The organism is Humibacter antri (assembly GCF_054777235.1).
Window position 1 is genome coordinate 221,367 of record NZ_BAAHAW010000048.1, and the last position, 16,764, is coordinate 238,130.

At 65.8% G+C, this 16,764-nt stretch carries 17 protein-coding genes and 1 pseudogene; 9 read left to right on the forward strand and 9 right to left on the reverse strand.

What is annotated here, in order from left to right:
- Nucleotides 1-97: 97 nt before the first annotated feature.
- The 3 genes from ACYVDK_RS17965 to ACYVDK_RS17975 are packed head-to-tail and all read right to left on the reverse strand — an operon-like array spanning nt 98 to nt 3,077.
- Nucleotides 98-1,093, reverse strand: coding sequence for a substrate-binding domain-containing protein (locus tag ACYVDK_RS17965; protein WP_460524320.1), 996 nt, complete (start codon nt 1,091-1,093; stop codon nt 98-100).
- On the reverse strand, nt 1,090-2,079 hold the full coding sequence (locus ACYVDK_RS17970) for an amidohydrolase family protein (protein ID WP_460524322.1): 990 nt from the start codon (nt 2,077-2,079) through the stop codon (nt 1,090-1,092). Before ACYVDK_RS17970 ends, ACYVDK_RS17965 begins: the two co-directional genes overlap by 4 nt.
- Nucleotides 2,079-3,077 carry a substrate-binding domain-containing protein gene (locus ACYVDK_RS17975; protein WP_460524324.1) on the reverse strand — a complete coding sequence of 333 codons (999 nt, stop codon included), beginning with the start codon at nt 3,075-3,077 and terminating at the stop codon, nt 2,079-2,081. Before ACYVDK_RS17975 ends, ACYVDK_RS17970 begins: the two co-directional genes overlap by 1 nt.
- Nucleotides 3,078-3,204: 127 nt before the next feature.
- Here ACYVDK_RS17975 and ACYVDK_RS17980 point away from each other — a divergent pair, with 127 nt between their 5' ends.
- The 3 genes from ACYVDK_RS17980 to ACYVDK_RS17990 all read left to right on the forward strand — a co-directional run bounded on the left by ACYVDK_RS17980 (nt 3,205) and on the right by ACYVDK_RS17990 (nt 5,493).
- Nucleotides 3,205-3,840 carry a TetR/AcrR family transcriptional regulator gene (locus ACYVDK_RS17980; RefSeq protein WP_460524326.1) on the forward strand — a complete coding sequence of 212 codons (636 nt, stop codon included), beginning with the start codon at nt 3,205-3,207 and terminating at the stop codon, nt 3,838-3,840.
- 211 nt (nt 3,841-4,051) lie between these two features.
- Nucleotides 4,052-4,642 carry a sigma-70 family RNA polymerase sigma factor gene (gene sigK, locus ACYVDK_RS17985; protein WP_460524328.1) on the forward strand — a complete coding sequence of 197 codons (591 nt, stop codon included), beginning with the start codon at nt 4,052-4,054 and terminating at the stop codon, nt 4,640-4,642.
- Nucleotides 4,639-5,493, forward strand: coding sequence for an anti-sigma factor (locus ACYVDK_RS17990; RefSeq protein WP_460524330.1), 855 nt, complete (start codon nt 4,639-4,641; stop codon nt 5,491-5,493). The genes sigK and ACYVDK_RS17990 overlap by 4 nt, the downstream gene beginning before the upstream one ends.
- Nucleotides 5,494-5,529: 36 nt before the next feature.
- Here the strand turns inward: ACYVDK_RS17990 and ACYVDK_RS17995 are convergent, their stop codons facing one another.
- The 3 genes from ACYVDK_RS17995 to ACYVDK_RS18005 are packed head-to-tail and all read right to left on the reverse strand — an operon-like array spanning nt 5,530 to nt 9,521.
- Nucleotides 5,530-6,324, reverse strand: a complete 795-nt coding sequence (locus tag ACYVDK_RS17995; protein ID WP_460524332.1) for a ferritin-like domain-containing protein — start codon at nt 6,322-6,324, stop codon at nt 5,530-5,532.
- Nucleotides 6,325-6,351: 27 nt separating this feature from the next.
- A complete protein-coding gene (locus ACYVDK_RS18000; RefSeq protein WP_460524334.1) occupies nt 6,352-8,688 on the reverse strand; it encodes an SDR family oxidoreductase in 2,337 nt (778 codons plus the stop codon).
- The gene (locus ACYVDK_RS18005) at nt 8,685-9,521 is read right to left on the reverse strand and encodes a hypothetical protein (RefSeq protein WP_460524336.1); all 837 of its coding nucleotides are present in this window, start codon (nt 9,519-9,521) and stop codon (nt 8,685-8,687) included. Before ACYVDK_RS18005 ends, ACYVDK_RS18000 begins: the two co-directional genes overlap by 4 nt.
- An 80-nt stretch (nt 9,522-9,601) precedes the next feature.
- Here ACYVDK_RS18005 and ACYVDK_RS18010 point away from each other — a divergent pair, with 80 nt between their 5' ends.
- Genes ACYVDK_RS18010 through ACYVDK_RS18020 form a run of 3 tightly spaced genes read left to right on the forward strand, consistent with a single transcriptional unit; the run spans nt 9,602 to nt 12,775 of the window.
- On the forward strand, nt 9,602-10,384 hold the full coding sequence (locus ACYVDK_RS18010) for an SDR family NAD(P)-dependent oxidoreductase (RefSeq protein WP_460524338.1): 783 nt from the start codon (nt 9,602-9,604) through the stop codon (nt 10,382-10,384).
- The gene (locus ACYVDK_RS18015; protein ID WP_460524340.1) at nt 10,381-11,088 is read left to right on the forward strand and encodes a lysophospholipid acyltransferase family protein; all 708 of its coding nucleotides are present in this window, start codon (nt 10,381-10,383) and stop codon (nt 11,086-11,088) included. Before ACYVDK_RS18010 ends, ACYVDK_RS18015 begins: the two co-directional genes overlap by 4 nt.
- Entirely contained in the window at nt 11,081-12,775 is a 1,695-nt protein-coding gene (locus tag ACYVDK_RS18020; protein WP_460524342.1) for an FAD-binding oxidoreductase, read from the forward strand. Before ACYVDK_RS18015 ends, ACYVDK_RS18020 begins: the two co-directional genes overlap by 8 nt.
- 84 nt (nt 12,776-12,859) lie before the next feature.
- On the opposite strand, the gene ACYVDK_RS18025 is transcribed toward ACYVDK_RS18020, so the two are convergent.
- The 3 genes and pseudogenes from ACYVDK_RS18025 to ACYVDK_RS18035 all read right to left on the reverse strand — a co-directional run bounded on the left by ACYVDK_RS18025 (nt 12,860) and on the right by ACYVDK_RS18035 (nt 14,099).
- Entirely contained in the window at nt 12,860-13,459 is a 600-nt protein-coding gene (locus ACYVDK_RS18025) for a hypothetical protein (protein WP_460524344.1), read from the reverse strand.
- A gap of 177 nt (nt 13,460-13,636) precedes the next feature.
- Nucleotides 13,637-13,852: pseudogene (locus tag ACYVDK_RS18030) on the reverse strand (cytochrome c biogenesis protein DipZ); the annotation flags it as partial.
- Nucleotides 13,761-14,099, reverse strand: a complete 339-nt coding sequence (locus ACYVDK_RS18035; protein ID WP_460524356.1) for a hypothetical protein — start codon at nt 14,097-14,099, stop codon at nt 13,761-13,763. The gene ACYVDK_RS18035 and the pseudogene ACYVDK_RS18030, both read right to left, overlap by 92 nt.
- 131 nt (nt 14,100-14,230) lie before the next feature.
- On the opposite strand from ACYVDK_RS18035, the gene ACYVDK_RS18040 reads away from it, so the two are divergent.
- The 3 genes from ACYVDK_RS18040 to ACYVDK_RS18050 all read left to right on the forward strand — a co-directional run bounded on the left by ACYVDK_RS18040 (nt 14,231) and on the right by ACYVDK_RS18050 (nt 16,700).
- Complete coding sequence (locus tag ACYVDK_RS18040) at nt 14,231-14,701, forward strand: hypothetical protein (protein ID WP_460524346.1); 471 nt, start codon at nt 14,231-14,233, stop codon at nt 14,699-14,701.
- 291 nt (nt 14,702-14,992) lie between these two features.
- Complete coding sequence (locus ACYVDK_RS18045) at nt 14,993-15,571, forward strand: DUF805 domain-containing protein (RefSeq protein ID WP_460524348.1); 579 nt, start codon at nt 14,993-14,995, stop codon at nt 15,569-15,571.
- Nucleotides 15,572-15,695: 124 nt separating this feature from the next.
- Nucleotides 15,696-16,700 (forward strand): Abi family protein, encoded by a 1,005-nt coding sequence (locus ACYVDK_RS18050; RefSeq protein ID WP_460524350.1) that lies wholly within the window; start codon nt 15,696-15,698, stop codon nt 16,698-16,700.
- Nucleotides 16,701-16,764 lie beyond the last annotated feature (64 nt).

Consider the following 16,764-nt stretch of genomic DNA (forward strand, 5'->3'; position numbering starts at 1 on the left):
CTCAGAAGGCGGGGTCGGAAGCGCGTCACCCGCTACGGCACGGATGCCCCGATCGGCGGGCCGCCTGGGGTGACGACCAGATACGTCGAGGTGGGCATCAGGTGTCCAGCAGTTCGGGTGCGAACAGCTCATCGACGGCGAAGCGCGGCGACAGCCCCTGCTCGCTGTGGTAGCGCAGGAACGTGTCGACGGCCTTCCGGTTGCGCGCAACACCGTACGCCCACGGGTCGTCGCCGAGGAGCTCGGTGTCGCGGTCGGCGAGGTCGTTGGCCCACGGCAGCATGTCGGTTGCGAAGTTGGTCACGCGCCCGAGCGTGCCGCGTTGCAATGCCTCCGCCTTCGAGCGCGCACAGGCGTCGTAGACCTGCCGGGCGATGCCCGGTCGCTCCTCGACGAGCTCGCTGCGCATCACCAGCACATGCGCCGGCGGGAAGATGCCGGTGCGGCGGTAGTAGTCCTCCTCGACGTGGCGGTAGTCCGGCCAGAGCCGCCGGACGCGCGGCGAGCGTTCCAGGATCGGACGCGGCACGTTGCCCGAGAAGAGCACGTCGAGCTCACCGGCCTCGAGCATCGCGCTCAGGTCAGCCCCCGGCGGCGCCATGCGTACGTCGACGCCATCGGGATGCCTGAATGGGATGTAGTCGAGGGGCGTCATCGGCCGGTCGAGTCCGCCAATCACCCAGCGCATCGATCCCGGGTCGACTCCGTGCTCATCGCGCAGGATCCCCTTCACCCACACGCCCGCATCGTGCCCATAGGTTGCGAACTCTCCCGCTCGAGCTCCGGCCAGATCGGCCGGGTGCTCGATCCCGCTCGCGGTGTTGACGAAGACCGATGACTGGCGGAAGACACGTGCGGGGAAGATCGGCAGCGCGACGAATGGCCGCTCCTCGGCGTCGAGGGTGCGCAGATAGTAGGTCAACCCGAGCTCGGCGACGTCGAACGCGTGGTGCTCGATCATCCGCTCGAAGATCTCGGTCGCGAGCGTGGATGTCGTGGAGGCGACGGGCGCACCGTCGATCGTCACTCGGCCGTCGATGAGACCACGGAACTGGTCGTATGGCATAGAGCCGAATCGCAAGCCGCCGCTCATCGCCGTATTCCCGCTCGCAGTCTCTGCCAGTTGCGGGAGGCGATCGCTTCGCGATCGGCATCCGGAATCGGCACCGCCTCGAGAAACCCGCGCGCGCCGGTGAGCGACGTGCGCTCGAACGGGTAGTCGGTCGCGAAGAGGATTCGGTCGACGCCGATGACCTCGCTCGCCCATCTCAGGTAACGCGTGCTGAGGATACCGCTCGGCGTGACGTACAGGTTGCTCCGAGCGTATTCCTGCAGTGGCTTGGTCAACCCGGCGATGTCGGCGAGGTCCTGCAGGCGCTCCAGATAGAAGAGCACGAGCTCGCCCCAGTGGCCGATCACGAGCTGTAGCCCAGGATGCCGGTCGAACACTCCGCTCAGCACCATGCGCAGAAACTGGATGCCGGAATCGTAGTGCCACCCGATCCCGTGTGTGGCGAAGCCATCGGAGACCGGATCGTCGAAGCCCGCGTAATAGGCGGCCTGCACCTCGCGCGGCGGCGACTGCGGGTGCAAATGCAGGGGTGCGTGCAGCGCCGCGGCCGTCGCCCACAGCGGATCGAGCCCGGGATCGTCGAGGCTCACCCCATCGGTGCGGCCGTACAGCATCGCCCCGTCCAGTCCGAGGCCGCGCACTGCGCGTTCGAGCTCCGTGGCGGCCGCTTCGGGTGCGCCGGTCGCGAGGACCGCGAGTCCCTGGAAGTGCCCGGGATCGCTCCTGATGATCTCGGCGATCCGGTCGTTCGTCGGGCCCTGCAACGCGACCGCCTCGCCAGGGGGCAGATTCTGCAGCCCCGGTGTCGTGAGCGAAAGCACCTGCACGTCGACGCCCGACGCGGCCATCGCGGCGCGACGCTCTTCACCGGCATCGAGCAATCGGCGTCCGGTGTCGCCCGTCGATGCTGGCACGAAGGCGAGATCCCGATCGGCGGGGTCAAGGCGCCGCCACGCCGCGAGGACCTCGGGGGTGACGAGATGCTCTTCCAGTCCGATGACCCGCATCAGGTGTCCAGCAGAGACGGGACGAAGATGTCGTCGCTGGTCAGTAGTTTCCGCGACAGCCCCTGCTCGTGGTGGTAGCGCAGGAACGTGTCGACGGCCTTCCGGTTGCGTGCCACGCCGTACGGCCACCAGTCGTCGCCGAGCAGCCGACGGTTGTCGGCGAAAAGGGAGCTGAACCATGGGGAGACGACGCCCATATGCTGCTTCGACGCCTGGTCGAGGTACCACTTCTCGGTCTGGTCCTTGCCGGCGAGGAAGGCGTCGTAGATCGCGCGGGCGACCTCGGGGTGCTCGGCCACGACCTCCTTGCGGATCGCGACGACGTGCATCATCGGGAAGATGCCGGTGCGCTCGTAGTAGTCGCGCTCGACGGCCGGGTAGTCGGGGAACAGCCGCCGGATCGTGGTCGAGCCTTCCAGCACGGCCTTCGGCACGTCGACAGAGAGCAACGCGTCGATCTCGCCCGACTCCAGCATCGACGCGAGCGTCACGCCGTCGGGCGCATGACGTACGTCGACACCTTCGGGGACGGGCTGGGGGATCCAGTCGAACGACGGGATCGGGATGTCTGTGCCACCGATCACCCACCGGCACTGCTGCGGGCTCACACCGTACTCTTCGGCGAGCACGCCCTTCATCCACACTCCGGGATCGTGCCCCCAGAGCGCGAACTCGCCGATGGTCTTGCCCGCGAGGTCTTCCGGGCGCTCGATCCCGCTGCGCTCCGAGACGAAAAGCGCCTCGTGGCGGAAGTTGCGGTTGGGAAAGATCGGCAGCGCCAGGAACGGGGACTCGTCGGTGTCCCAGCTGCGCAGGAAGTAGGTGAGTCCATACTCCGCGACGTCGAGTTCGCCGACGGCCATCTGGTGGAACACGTCGGAGATGAGGGCCGATGTCGCGAACGTCGCATCGACCCCCTGGATAGGGATCGCGCCGTCGAACAGCGCGCGAGTGTGTTCGTAGCGGTATCCGCCGATCGTGAGGGAAACCCGCGTCATATCAATCCTCGCTCTCGTGCCGAACGTCATAGTGAACGGTCATTCGCTTAACACGATGCACTTCACGCGGCCCTGTGTCAAGATGAACGAACATTCACTGGCCGGTAGGTGGACGGAAGGAGGACGGATGCCCCGCATCACCGAGGAGCGCCGCGCCGAGAGACGCGCGATGATCGTCGCAGCCGCGAGGCGGTGCTTCTCGCGGGACGGCTTCCACCAGGCCTCGATGCCCGACATTGCGGCGGAGGCCGGCGTGTCGACCGGGGCGCCCTATCGGTACTTCGCCGGCAAGGAAGACCTGATCATCGAGATCGCCGGGGACGCGTTCCGCGTCATCTTCGAACCACTCGAGCGCGCGGTCGAGCACGGCGATGCCCTGAGCATCGGCGACCTGGTGCGCTCATCCCTCGCACGCGCTACCGCGGCGACGATCACCGACGCGGCGGGACAGACCGTGCCCGTTGACGAACTCCTGCGCTGCGCCGTGCAGGCATGGGCCGAGTTGCTCCGCAACGACGACCTCCGTGAGCGGGCGAACGAAGGCTTCCAGGCGATGCGCGAACGCATGGCCGAGTCCCTCCGACGCGGTCAGGAGGCAGGAATAGTCGCGGAGGACGTCCAGATCGATCGGGCGACGAGGGTGATAATGGCGTTGCTGCACGGCTTCGTCCTGCAGCGGACGGTGTTCGGCCTCAGCAACACACGCGACTTCCTCGACGACGTCGGCTCGGTCGTGGACAGCGTCGACCTCGCGTCGCGGTGATCGAGCCGCGGGCGAGGTCTCGAGCGAGACGAGCTCGGGAGCACTCACGGGGCAACGTGATGTCAGTCGGTTCGCCCCTTCACCCGGCCCCACAACCCTTGCGTCAGCCGACGCACTGTTCGGTGGGTTCGGCCTCGAACTTCTCCGCACGACAGTCGTCCGCCGATGCTGTCGTTCTGTGATCGGCCGCAGTTACTGGGATGCTGGAGGGATGCATCCTGAGTCGGCCGACGTGACGAGAGGCGACGCCGTCGATCCGTCGCAGGCCGTCGACCGTCTCATGGTGCGGGTCGCGTCGGGCGATCAGCCGGCTTTCGGGGAGCTGTACGACGCCGTCGCCTCCAGGGTCTTCGGCGCCGTGCTGCGCCTGGTGATCGACCGGTCGCAAGCGGAAGAGGTCACCCAGGAGGTCTTTCTCGAGATCTGGCAATCCGCTCACGTCTTCGATCCGAATAGGGGACGAGCGATCGGTTGGATCATGACATTGGCGAAGCGACGGGCCATCGACCGGATCCGCTCCGCGCAGGCCTCGCATGATCGCGACCTGCGAGTGGGCATCCGTGAGTACCGCGTGGAAGACTACGTCGCCGAGACGGCCGAGATCCGTGTCGAAGGCGAGCGCGTGGCCGGAGCGATGGAACGGTTGTCGGATGTTCAGCGCCAGGCGATCGCGCTCGCCTACGACGGCGGGTTCACACATACGGAGATCTCCGAACTGCTGAGCGTTCCCGTCGGCACAGTGAAGACACGGCTCCGCGATGGGATGATTCGGCTCAGACACGAACTGGGGGTGACGGCATGAACAACACACGAGACGACGACGCGAACTACGACGACGCCCGTCTCCTCGCCGCCGGACACGCCCTGCGGTCGTTGTCGCCTGAAGAGCGCGAACGCTACGAGCGGCTTCTGGCGGCCTCGCCCGAAGCCCGTGCCGAGGCATCCTCGTTCGCGAAGGTCGCCGGGGCGCTCGATGACGCGCCACCGGTGGCCGCACCGCCCACGGATCTGAAGGCCCGGCTGATGGCGCAGATCGCTATCACGCCGCAGCACCGCCCCAGCCCCGAGGGGGTCGTGCCCGACAGCTTCAGCGCCGACAACTTCAGCCCCGGACCGGTCGCACCCGAGTTCGCTCCGGATGCTTCGGCGGAGGCAGTGCAGGGCGGCTCTCCTGCACCGACGAAAGCGGAACGGAAAGCCCAGCGGCGCTGGTACGGCCGTCCGGCCGTCGTGGCCGCTGCGGCCGCCGCGGCCGTCATCCTCTTCGCAGGCGGCACGGCGGTGGGAGTCGCCGTGTCGCAGCCTGGGCAGAGCACGGCGCAGGCCGACGCTCTCGCGTCGATCACGTCTGCGCCCGACGCGCAGCGATCCACTGCCACGGTGACCGGCGGCGGAACGGCGACCCTCGTCTGGTCCCCGTCGCTGGGCGAGTCCGCCATGATCGTGGACGGCGTGGCGGCCGCGCCGTCCGGCAAGACGTACCAGCTCTGGTACATCAGGGACGGTCACGCCCGCTCGGCCGGACTCCTGTCGGGTCAGTGGGACGTTCTGCACGGCACCATGCGTGCCGGTGACATCGTCGGGCTCACCGTGGAACCCGCGGGCGGGTCCAAGCAGCCGACGACGAAACCCGTCGTCACGATCGCCAGCTGAAGTTCCGCACGCCCAGGTGCCGGTAGTACCTATGCCCTAGGCCGGGATGCCCAGCCGGTCGAGGGAGTCCTCGACTATGGTGAGCCCGGCCAGCCCCGGCATGCGGGCGATGGAGTCATCGATCTTGACTGCCGCTCTACGGCCATCCGGGCCACTCATCAGATGATTCATCACGTGGACTACCTCGGCCTTCTCCATGATGCTCGAGCCGACCGGAGCCCAGAACTTTCGCAGTGCCAATCGCGTGAGCTTCTGAGCCCTGGGGCTCGCCGCCAGACGGTCGCGCGCCTGAGAGGTGTAGAACGCGACGTGCCGCGCCTCTTGCTTCGCGATGCGACGCAGCAATTCGGCGAGCACGGGATGCTCTTCCAGCTCGGCCATGCGGTTGTACGCGGCGATCGCCGACAGCTCGTTCGCCGCGCCCCATGACATGTGCACTGCGACGAAGTCGTTTCCCACCAGCGACCCGAGAACGGACTGTTTGATCGGATCGAGCCGATCCTTCCAGCCCAGCTTGAGTCGGCGCGCCTTCAGCTCATCGAAATCGACGGTGATGCCGTGAATCGCGAGCACGGCAGCGAGCGCTTCACCGTGCCAGAACTCTTCGCGATTCCACATCGTCATGAACGCACTCACCTCCGGCTCCTTGTGCGAGGGCGTCGTGAGCAGATCACGGGTGTAACACACGGTGTGGTACTCCACATCCGTCATATATCGCAGGGTGCGCAGCGAGCCTTCCGGTATCGGGTCGGTGCGGAAACGCTCGAAATCGAGGTCGTCCCAGTGCACGCTCACCGAGGTCTCGGTGTACTTGTCGATGTCGAATGCCATGGTCGGTGGGGCGGGTTCGATCCCGCCTCATGCTCCTTCCCGGTTCACGTCGGCGATACTGCCGCCGGTGCTGCGAATGACAGTGCGATCGATCCCGCGGGTTCCGCGTTTCCAATCGTTGATTCTCCATCTTCTTCGGAGCGCTTCGCGAGACAGATGGGTGTCGGGGTTGACAGCGTTCGGATGGCCGAGCAACCGAAGCCACGCCAGATCTGCGTGGCTGTCGCCGTATCCGTACGACTGAGCGAGGTTCAGCCCGTAGTCCTCGACATACTGCTTCAACCAGGCGGCCCTCGCCTCGTCGACGAGCGGCGGCTTGGCCAGATACCCGGTCAGGATGCCGTCGCGCTCGTGCATGGAACTCGCCACGACCTCGTCGAAGAGGCCGGCCAGCGGTGCGGCGAGCGTGTCGATCGAACCGGTGACGAGCACCGTGCGGTGCCCGGCGGCCCTGTGCTCCTGGATGCGTTCGACAGCGGCCGGAATCGTGTGCCGCAGAAGCCTGTCGCGGTAACCGCGTGCGATGATCTTCTCCAGCCGCGCCACCGGCATGCCGCTGTAGCGTCGCAGGAACAATCGGATGAACTCGCCGCGATCGCGATGCTCGGCCCGGAGGTAACGCGGCAAGGAGGCCAGCAGCCCGAGCACCTCCCCCGGCCAGGCCGCCATGCCGAATCCCGAGGCACGCACCCAGAGGTACTGCTCGACGATGTTCGAATCGACCACGGTTCCCTCGAGGTCGAAGACGGCGACGACGTCGCTGCGCTTCGGCAGAGCTTTCGCGGCACGCTCGCGCCCGGCCGGCCGCACGGCGAATGCACGGGTCAGGTTCATGATCGACGGTATGTGCACACGCTGCAGGTAGTCGTCCCAATCGATGTCGCGGACATCGAAACCGTGATCGGGCTGCAATGCTTCGGGCAGTGAGTCGTGTAGAGCCCGGGTACGCCGGTTGTCGAAGATGACCTCCGACTGCACGTAGGCGCGATAGAGGTTCGAGAAGCTCCGATACGATTCGAGGTCGCTTCGCCGCTGATGCGCACGAGCCAGCCATGACCGCGTCTGCGGCGTTGACGGCATGCGTTCGATGAGTCTCTCGCGGCCGGTGTTGACACGCTCGGCGAGCACGATCCTGCGTTCGACTTCGCGGCCGCCCGGCAATTTCCAGGTGGGCACGCGCACGTGCCCGTCGTCCGGGGTCGGCATGGGATGGGCACGGAAGTACTCGTTCACGTTGCGCACCATGGCGTGGAAAGGCAACGGGTTCGGAGTTCCGGATGCGACGTGGAAGTATTCCACTTCCCGTGGCGGCGGTGGGGCCGAAGCGGACGCCAGGATCGCATTCACGACGAAGTCGACGGGGATGATGTCGAGAATGCTGTCGGGCAGCCCCGGGAACTCCGGGAGAATCCCGCGACCATACGCCAGGATCAACGGATCGGCGACCTTGAACCCGTCGATCCAGCCAGGAAACGGATGACGTAAGGCGCTTTCGATGATCGAGGGGCGCACGATCGAGAGTCGTTGTCCGGACCGAGCCCACATCTCTTCAGCTGCACGCTCGGCGAACGCCTTGGTCAGCGTGTAGACGTCGGTCCAGCCGAGGCTCTGCGCTCTGATGCGGCCCTGGTCGACCAGTTCGGCGCGCACCCATTCGATGCGAGCGGCCTCTGCCGCGTCGGCGACGGCCTGGGGACCCTCTTTGCCGTGTTGCGCGCGCGCAGCCACGATGAAGGAACGCAAGGCCTCAGGTTGCCGTGAAGCGATCTCGGCGCGGGATCGCGCTCCTCGAGCGACGTCGTACTCGGCTCTCCAATCGGCGTCGTGCGTCAGGCGCGCCTCGGGGACGGCTCCCTTGCGAGTTCCTCCGACATAGGCCGTCGAGACGTGAATCACATGCGGGTCGCTTCCGGACGCCGAGAGGGCCTCGTACAGCCCGATCGCTCCCCCTATGTTGGTGTCGAACGCCTGGTCGATCGGGGGATCGAACGAAACAGTGGACGCGCTGTGGATGACGATGCCGAGATCGTTCGGAAGTGGCGGCAGATCGCCCAGTGCTCCTTCGAGAACGCGTACCCGTTTCCGCACGATCGCGTCGGCGGCCTCCTCGCCTACGCCATCCCGCCAGCCCCGGAACACCGGCTTGCGGATGAGTGTCGCAAGCCTCTTCTCGCCGCTCGTGCTGCCCTTCGGTCGCACGAGGATCGAGATCGTCGTCTGCGGATGCCCCGAGAGAAGCCGTTCGAGCACCGCCTGACCGAGAAACCCCGTACCGCCGGTGAGCAGCACATGGGCAGGGCCGAGATCGGGAGGGGGTGTCGTGCTCATCACCGGTTTCGGAGCCGACGCAGGACCCGAGGTCATGGGACCAGTCTTTCGATCGCTGCGGCGGCCGTCACCTCATCGATCCCGGGAAGCGCTGCGATGCTCCGCTCTATCTCGGCGGCACGCGACCTGCCCTTCGACCCACCGAACGTGTACGTCTCGAAGAACGTTCGCTCGTCGGCCGAACAGGTCAATGCTCCCAGCGGCCACGCCGTGGAGGTCAGCGCTTTGGCGGTCAGGCGCACAGCTCGCTCCGAGCCGGCAAGGCGCCGCTCGGCCTCCTGCGAGAAGAAGGCCGAGTGACGCGCCTTGATCTGCAGAATCCGCGCCACCGTGGCCGTCAAGGCCGAACTGTCGGACGATCCCGCCAGCCGCGCGTATGCCGCCCCCGTCACCCAATCGTCGACGAGTCCTGCAGTCATGTGCACGGCGATGATGGGCGTACCGACCCTGAAGCCGGTGAGTGCTCGCCGGATCGGACCGTGGCGGTCCGATGCCTCGGCGCGAGCATGGCGCCGCGGTCCGGCAACCGTGTTCCGGTCATCCGTCGGGGAGGCCTCTGCGTGCGCCGCGAGCACGCCGGCGAGCGCGTCGGCGATCCAGAACTTCTCGAACGCCCAGGTCACGAGAAACGCCGTCACGCGGGCATCTTTGTGAGTCGCGGTCACGAGCACGTTGCGCAAGTGTGCCATCGTGGATGCCTCGAAGCCACGCAGAAGACGGAGGGCGCGCAGCGTATCGGGTGGCAAGGGCGTCTCGGCGAACTCCGACAAGTCGAGTTGGTCCCGATGGCTTCCATGTGCCGTTCGTGCAAATGCGCGCACGTCGAAGAGCTCGCTCTGCGAGCCTGCCGGCGCGTTGTCATTCGTCATGATCTGAAGCAATCTCGGTCGTCAGGTGCGAATCGGCCATCCTGCGTCGCGCAGCCTGCACGCACCGTATCGTGAGGGCCATGTCTACTGCTCTCATCACCGGTGGCACATCCGGCATCGGCGCAGCATTCGCCCGCACACTCGCGGATCGAAGACACGATATCGTGCTCGTCGCGCGATCGGAGGAACGTCTCGAGGCGATGGCGCGAGAACTGCGAGCAGCCGGTCGCTCGGTGGAGATCATCGTCGCCGATCTCGGCTCGCGTGATGACGTGGCACGAGTGGCTGCCCGCCTCGAGGATGCTTCGCGGCCCATCGAGATCCTCATCAACAACGCCGGGTTCGGCATTCCGGTCGAACTGACCGATCCGGACACATCGCTTCACGACTACGGCCTGGATGTCATGTGCCGCGCCGTGCTGGTGCTCTCCGCCGCTGCGGCGCGTGCGATGCGCGAGCGCCACGAGGGAACGATCGTCAACGTCTCGAGCACGGCCGGGTTCCTCGCCATGGGCAGCTACTCGGCCATCAAGGCGTGGGTCACGGCCTTCACGGAGAGCCTCGCGGTCGAACTCAAGGGCACCGGCGTGAGGGTGACGGCGCTGTGTCCGGGATGGGTGCGTACCGAGTTTCATGAACGTGCCGGCATCCGTTCGAGTTCGATTCCCAACGGAATGTGGCTGGACTCCGAATACCTTGTCGAGGCGTGTTTACGCGATGTCGACAAAGGCAAGGTGATCTCCATACCTACTCTTCGGTACCGACTGCTCATCTGGATGGTTCGTCATTCACCACGGAGCGCCGTACGCGCCGTCTCGGGCTCGCTCTCGTCTCGCCGCCGACGTCATCCGGCGGCACCATGATGCCACGCGACCGATTCACCTCGCGATCGCTCGCGGCGGCACGGTTCGCCGCCCAGCGCATGCTGCTGAAGCCTCTGGTGTGGTCGCTGACCAGCGTCACAGTGGTGCACAACACCAAGCTCGACAGCCTGAACGGGGCGTTCATCGTGGTGGCGAATCATGCCAGCCACCTCGACGCTCCCCTGATCGTCGGCGCCCTGCCGCGTCGTCTCGCCCGCTATCTCGCCGCCGGCGCCGCAGGAGACTACTTCTTCGACGTGCGCTGGCGGAGGGGGCTGACTGCACTCTTCTTCAACGCGTTCCCGGTGGATCGCGGGTCATCCACGGTGCGCGGTGTCAAAGCCGGATCCCTTCTGGCCCGCGGGGTTCCCGTGCTCATCTTTCCCGAGGGCACACGCTCTCGGGACGGCACCATCGGCGCGTTCAAACCGGGTGCAGCAGCCCTCGCGGCGTCGCGGCAGGTCCCCTGCCTTCCGCTGGCCCTCATCGGGGCTCATCTCGCGCATCCACGCAGTTCCAACTGGCCGAAACCGGGTCGGCTTCCGGTCGGCGTCATTTTCGGCGAGCCGATGCTGCCGCACGCTGGCGAGTCGGCGCCCGAGTTCACCGAACGGCTGAGATCTGAGATCGTGAGGCTGCACGAGGAGCACGCGGCCCGTATTCTTGGTCGATCCACTGCAGCGAAGGAGCGCGTCAATGACTGATGCCACGCGGCTGACCAAGGCCATTGACGACGTGAAGCACATGAAATGGTGGGGCTGGGGTGTCGACGGCGTCGGGTTCCACCACCAGGACAAGCCCGCGTTCGCGCCGTTCGTTCAGATGGCCGTCGGGCTCGACGTGAACGTTCCTGCGCCCGACCCGCTGCCATTCGACGACGTCGAGGTTCCCGAGAGTCTCGCACGGCCGGATTTCGTCGACCGGCTGGAAGCGATCGCGGGCGTCGGTCGCGTGTCGACGGACGGTCACGATCGTGTCGTTCACACGTTCGGCAAGAGTCTGCGCGATCTGATGCGGGTGCGATCGGGGCGCCTCGAGCGCACGCCGGACGTCGTCGTGTATCCGGCGGACGAGGCCGAGGTGCAGGACATCGTGGATCTCGCGGCGAGCACAGACACGGTGATCATCCCGTTCGGCGGCGGCAGCAACATCGTCGGGAGCCTGGAACCGTCGGTCGATGAGTCCCGCACCGTCATCTCGCTCGATCTCGGCAGGATGAACCGTGTCGTCGACATCGACGAGGAGTCCGGTCTCGCCCGCATCGAGGCGGGGGCGCAGGGCCCCGATCTGGAGGCGCAGCTGCAGGAGAGGGGGTGGACCCTTGGGCACTATCCCGACAGCTTCACGCACTCCACGCTGGGCGGTTGGGTCGCCACCCGCTCCTCGGGCATGCAGTCCGACAAGTACGGCGACATCGCAGACATCGCCCGCGGTCTGCGGGTCGTGCGCCCAGGTGGCGTGCTGGTCGTGCGAGCGATTCCGAGCGCTGCAACCGGCCCGAGCGTGCGCGAGATGATCGTCGGCAGCGAGGGCCGCCTCGGCGTCATCACCGAGGTCACCGTGCAGATCCGGCGCACACCGCAGAAGCGCGTCGTGCTCGCCTACCTCTTCCCCCGTTGGGAGGCCGGCCTCGCCGCGATGCGGGCGATCTCGGAGAGCGATGCCGAGCCATCCATCACCCGGGTCTCGGATGCGCGTGAGACGGGGTTCTCCTTCGCCACCGGCAAGGAGAGCAAGGGCGTTTCGGGCCTCGTGACGAAGGCTCTCGGCAAGTACCTGACCGCCCGCGGCTGGGACACCGAGCAGATGTGCCTCTCGTTCATCGGCTACGAGGGCTCGGACTCGCACGTCGCCCGACAGCAGAAGATCGTCGGCCGCATCGTGAAGAAGCACGGCGGCATCGGTGTCGGCAAGGGCCCTGGCGTGCTCTACGACCAGAAGAAGTTCGACACCCCCTACCTTCGCGACTTTCTGCTCGATCGCGGCGCCGCAGCCGATGTGTCGGAGACCGCTGCGCCATGGTCGCGGCTGCTGCCTCTCTACAACGAGGTCTTCGCGCGCGCGAACGCCGCCTTCGACGAGCTCGGCGTCAAGGGTTGGATCATGGCCCACCTCTCCCACTCCTACACGTCGGGGGCCTGCCTATACTTCACGTTCGCCTTCGTGCACGGCGGGGACGCGTTGCATCAGTACGACGTGGTCAAGGGCGCGATTCAGCAGGCCTTCATCGACGCGGGGGGTACGCTGTCCCACCACCACGGCGTGGGCATCGAGCACTCCCCTTGGCTGGGTCAGGACATCTCCGCCGAGGGCGCGGACTTGATGCAAAGCCTCTTCGACGCGTCGGATCCGGGCCGCATCTTCAATCCGGGCAAGATCACCGCTCACTGATCGGGTCATCCCGTTTCCTGCAGGTTCACCACCGCAAGGAAGGGGCCGGCGCTTGTGGCTGCCGGCCCCTTCCTGCGTCGTGGCCTATCGGCCGAGCAGTCCGCCGAGCCCAGCGGTGCTGTTCAGCGCGTTGTCGACGGTGTTGTCGACCGAGGACGACAGTGCGGCGCCGAGGTTCTTGAGCGATGCGGTGTTGCCGGAACCGATCGGGGCAGTGACGGAATCGCCGTTGCCCGCACTGGTGGCGTTGCCGGAGGCGACCAGCGTGCTGTCGCCGGATGCGACGGGCACCGAGTTGTCGTTCCCGGTCGAGTTCCCACTGGCAACCGCGTTGCCGTTCACCTCGTTCCCGCTCGCGATCGGATTCCCGCTGGCGACATCACCTACGGTGTCACCGCTGGCGACCGGGCCGACCAACGGCCCGTTCACCAACGAGCCGTTCACCAGCGTTCCGTTGCCCACGTCGGTACGCGGCATCAGGTGCAGCCGCCCGGCGACGTCGGAGAAACTCAGGTAGTCCAGCGTTCGCGGACTCACGCTGGTGGCCGAGTCGCTGCTGTGACTGGATGCGGCGTGGCTCGGCGTCGATGCGTTGGCCGGGATCGCCATCCCTCCGACGACGAGACCGGTCGCGAGAGCGGCGGCGCCGCCGAGCATCCCTGCTCGCTTCGTGAAGTTGTTCATTTCCAGAACTCCTAACGATTGACGACCGAACGTGTTCCGGCCGTCGCGGGTGATCCGGGGCACTATGGACGGCGGATTGCACAATGTACCCCTTTTGAGGGGTTTCCCAGGTTGAGTCGGCCTCGCGCGCCGCCGGCGAATCCGCTGCCCGGCGCTCACCGATCGGCCGAACGTGAACGAGTAGACCTTCACGCCGGAGCCGACCGTCGCCTCGAGTGTTCCGGCCCCCACGGAGCCCCGCACGTGTGCAACGTACTCGCGCGGCACCCCCGACACCCGGACCGTCTTGACGCCGGTGCCGTCACGCACCGTCACGGTGCCCTGACCCCCCAGCACCATCTGCACCCGAAGGGCTGTGTACGAGAGCCGGATGCCTGCGCCGGCGCCGCCGGGTTCCGCATGCTGCGTGCCGCAGGATCCAGGAACCGTCGAGCGCGAACGTGTTCTTCGGCCGCGACTTCGGCAGAGTGAAGTGCGTCGTTTTGGCCGAGTACGGCTGCGACCCGCCGCAGTTCACCTGCTTCGTGGTCCCGAGGTAGGTCTCGGGAGTCAGTGTAGGTTCCGCACCGAGATGGCGATGACCACCGCGGATTCCACGACACTTGGCGGTGATATCTGGTTCGGATTCCGGGCGAGAGATGGCCCATTCCTACAGAAGACGCTGTCCGCCATGTTTCACAAGGGGATCCATCATCGTGCACTGAGTAGGGCATGCGAGGGGTCGGCCACCGACATGCAGCGCGATGGAGCTTCGACGAATAGAGTCCGAGCATGCGCGAGCTCACTCGATATCTGTCGACGACCGTCCGCGTGTTTCCCGACTACGCCGGCACGATCATATGGTTCGCGATCGGCCCCTTCGACTACGACAGCGCGCACATACCGCAGGATCTGCGCGTGGCAATGCAGGAATGGGAAGAGACCTATTACGCGGGGCTTGACAGCCCTAACGCAACGCCGGAGTTGGTCGCCTCATACGACTCGGAGGGCGTGCATCTGGCCGAGCAGCTGTCTCAAGTGGTCGGACAGGAATTCGCCGTTGAGTACCTTCCGCGAGCGAACTCAGCCGATCGAGTCGTCTTCAGGGCAGACGGCCCAGCGGCCGAGCCGGCTGTTGCTGCGGCTTTCCGCGCTCGAGCCGACGAGTTCCTTGAACGACGATCAAAGGTTCAGAAGCGGCTCGACGACGGAGACGCCCTCAGATGGATCGTCCCGGACGGCAAGCACTGGCCGCCTGACTGAATAGTGCTCGATGAGGGATCGGTCATCGTGGTCGACGCGAGCCATGGCAGGCTCGGGTTGTGCACAGAGGACACTCGCCGTCGACGGAACCAACTGATATCCGTGCCCTTCGCCTCCCGCTTTGGGTCGACAGGACTCTCACGTTCCTCTTCGACTTCTTCTCCGATGTGACGAAGACGTTCCGCTGACGAATCGGCTATCGGACGCTTGATCGAAGGGTCTGCGTGAGTTCCCTCCTCCGATATCGTGTGCTGACATCTCCCACTATCAGCACCGCTTCCGGAGGCAAAGATGCCCGATCTCTCCCCAGCACCACAGCCGTCGGTGCCGCCGCTTGAGACCCAGCCCAGCGGGGTACCTCCGCTGGATCAGCCGTACTATGGGGCGCCGTTCGGCACAGCTTTCACGCGCTTCTGGCAGAAGTACGCCACCTTCACCGGCCGAGCGAGCCGTGCCGAGTTCTGGTGGTGGGCCCTGACCTACTTCGGTATCAACATTCTCGCGAGCGTCGTGATTGCCGTCATTGGTGCAATCGCTGGTGGTGGCGCTCCGCCGGTGCTGGTCGTCGGCTTCCAGATCGCTTGGACAGCAGCGACAATCGTTCCCTTCGCGGCCCTGAGCTGGAGACGTCTGCATGACTCCAACCATCACGGCTGGTGGGCGCTGCCGTTCCTCGTGCTCGCTGGAGTGCAAGCAGCGCTGAACGCCCTTGGAATCCAGCCGCTGCTGAGCACTGCACCATTTGGAAGCACTACAGCCGCCGTCGCCGTTTCCGTTGCGACCGGCATATTCGGTCTCGTCTTCGGAGTTGTGATCCTCGTATTGACCCTGCGACCACCGAACCCTGCCGGAGTCCGGTTCGACAAGTAGCCCACGCACGATGACGGATCCGTCAGCGTGCGCGCTTGTCGGTCGGGCTTGCTATGGTTACTTCATCATGATCGGCCCGCTCGCCTAACGGCTCGGGCCGATTTTCTTTTCACTGGGAGCGCTGGTGGAGTACGCCAAGCCGTGGCAGTCGGTCGAGGACCAGATCAACAGGCTCGCCGATCGGGGTGTCCAGATCGGCGACCGGGAACGCGCGGCGGCGTTGCTGCGCGAGGTGGGCTACTACAGGTTGACCGGGTATCTCTACCCGTTCCGGCAGTCCGAGATGTACCTCGACGACGAGGACCGAACCCGAGTTCGCGTGCTCAACGAATACCAGGCGGGAACGCATATCGAAGACGCAGCGCGGCTGCTCGACTTCGACCGCCAACTGCGCATGCTCGTGCTGGAAGCAGTCGAGCGGATCGAAATCGCGCTACGGATGCAACTCGGATACACACTCGGCCGATACTCCCCATTCGCGCACGAAGATCCTGCCCTGTTCGTCAGCTCCTTCACGACGCGTGTGGCACCCGACGACACAACCCAGGCGAGTACCCAGGAACTCTGGCTGGCCCGAGTCAAAGAGCGACAAAACAGTTCCGATGAGGCGTTCGTCGCGCACTTTCGGGAGAAGTACGAGGGTCGGATGCCGATCTGGGCTCTCACCGAGATTCTCGAGCTCGGACACATCGCACGCCTCTACGCGGGACTGCGTAACGACGTCGCCACAGAGATCGCAACATCATTCAGCGTGCCAACAAAACGGTTGATGGCCAGTTGGATCGCAACGGTGAACTACGTGCGCAATATCGCCGCCCACCATGCGCGGCTGTTCAACCGAAAACTGGTCACTGCTCCGCGGCGTCCCCGTCCCACCGCCGTGCCGCTACTCGCGCATCTGAGTCAGGAGGAGGCGCCAAAGCAATTCGGGGTCTACAGCGCACTCGCGGTAATGGCATACCTACTCGAGTCCATCCATCCCGGCGACTGGGCTCAACGAGTCGAAACACTTCTAAAATCATTCCCCGGTACCGAGTGGATCGACATCGGCTCCATGGGTCTGGCCGCCGACTGGCTCAACCAACCGCTCTGGAAGGGCGACTCGCAGTCCCCAAAGAATGCCCGCTGACCCTTCTATGGCTGTTGTCAAGGCGTGATGGTGATGTTTGTGGCGAGGGTTCGGTAGATCTGTC

What these genes read in the sequence shown, in the direction of transcription:
- ACYVDK_RS18025 (WP_460524344.1), bottom strand. Translation starts at nt 13,459, where the DNA reads ATGAACAACTTCACGAAGCGAGCAGGGATGCTCGGCGGCGCCGCCGCT.
- sigK (WP_460524328.1), top strand. Translation starts at nt 4,052, where the DNA reads ATGCATCCTGAGTCGGCCGACGTGACGAGAGGCGACGCCGTCGATCCG.
- ACYVDK_RS17995 (WP_460524332.1), bottom strand. Translation starts at nt 6,324, where the DNA reads ATGGCATTCGACATCGACAAGTACACCGAGACCTCGGTGAGCGTGCAC.
- ACYVDK_RS18045 (WP_460524348.1), top strand. Translation starts at nt 14,993, where the DNA reads ATGCCCGATCTCTCCCCAGCACCACAGCCGTCGGTGCCGCCGCTTGAG.
- ACYVDK_RS18010 (WP_460524338.1), top strand. Translation starts at nt 9,602, where the DNA reads ATGTCTACTGCTCTCATCACCGGTGGCACATCCGGCATCGGCGCAGCA.
- ACYVDK_RS18015 (WP_460524340.1), top strand. Translation starts at nt 10,381, where the DNA reads ATGATGCCACGCGACCGATTCACCTCGCGATCGCTCGCGGCGGCACGG.
- ACYVDK_RS18040 (WP_460524346.1), top strand. Translation starts at nt 14,231, where the DNA reads ATGCGCGAGCTCACTCGATATCTGTCGACGACCGTCCGCGTGTTTCCC.
- ACYVDK_RS18000 (WP_460524334.1), bottom strand. Translation starts at nt 8,688, where the DNA reads ATGACCTCGGGTCCTGCGTCGGCTCCGAAACCGGTGATGAGCACGACA.
- ACYVDK_RS18005 (WP_460524336.1), bottom strand. Translation starts at nt 9,521, where the DNA reads ATGACGAATGACAACGCGCCGGCAGGCTCGCAGAGCGAGCTCTTCGAC.
- ACYVDK_RS17975 (WP_460524324.1), bottom strand. Translation starts at nt 3,077, where the DNA reads ATGACGCGGGTTTCCCTCACGATCGGCGGATACCGCTACGAACACACT.
- ACYVDK_RS17970 (WP_460524322.1), bottom strand. Translation starts at nt 2,079, where the DNA reads ATGCGGGTCATCGGACTGGAAGAGCATCTCGTCACCCCCGAGGTCCTC.
- ACYVDK_RS18020 (WP_460524342.1), top strand. Translation starts at nt 11,081, where the DNA reads ATGACTGATGCCACGCGGCTGACCAAGGCCATTGACGACGTGAAGCAC.
- ACYVDK_RS17990 (WP_460524330.1), top strand. Translation starts at nt 4,639, where the DNA reads ATGAACAACACACGAGACGACGACGCGAACTACGACGACGCCCGTCTC.
- ACYVDK_RS17980 (WP_460524326.1), top strand. Translation starts at nt 3,205, where the DNA reads ATGCCCCGCATCACCGAGGAGCGCCGCGCCGAGAGACGCGCGATGATC.
- ACYVDK_RS17965 (WP_460524320.1), bottom strand. Translation starts at nt 1,093, where the DNA reads ATGAGCGGCGGCTTGCGATTCGGCTCTATGCCATACGACCAGTTCCGT.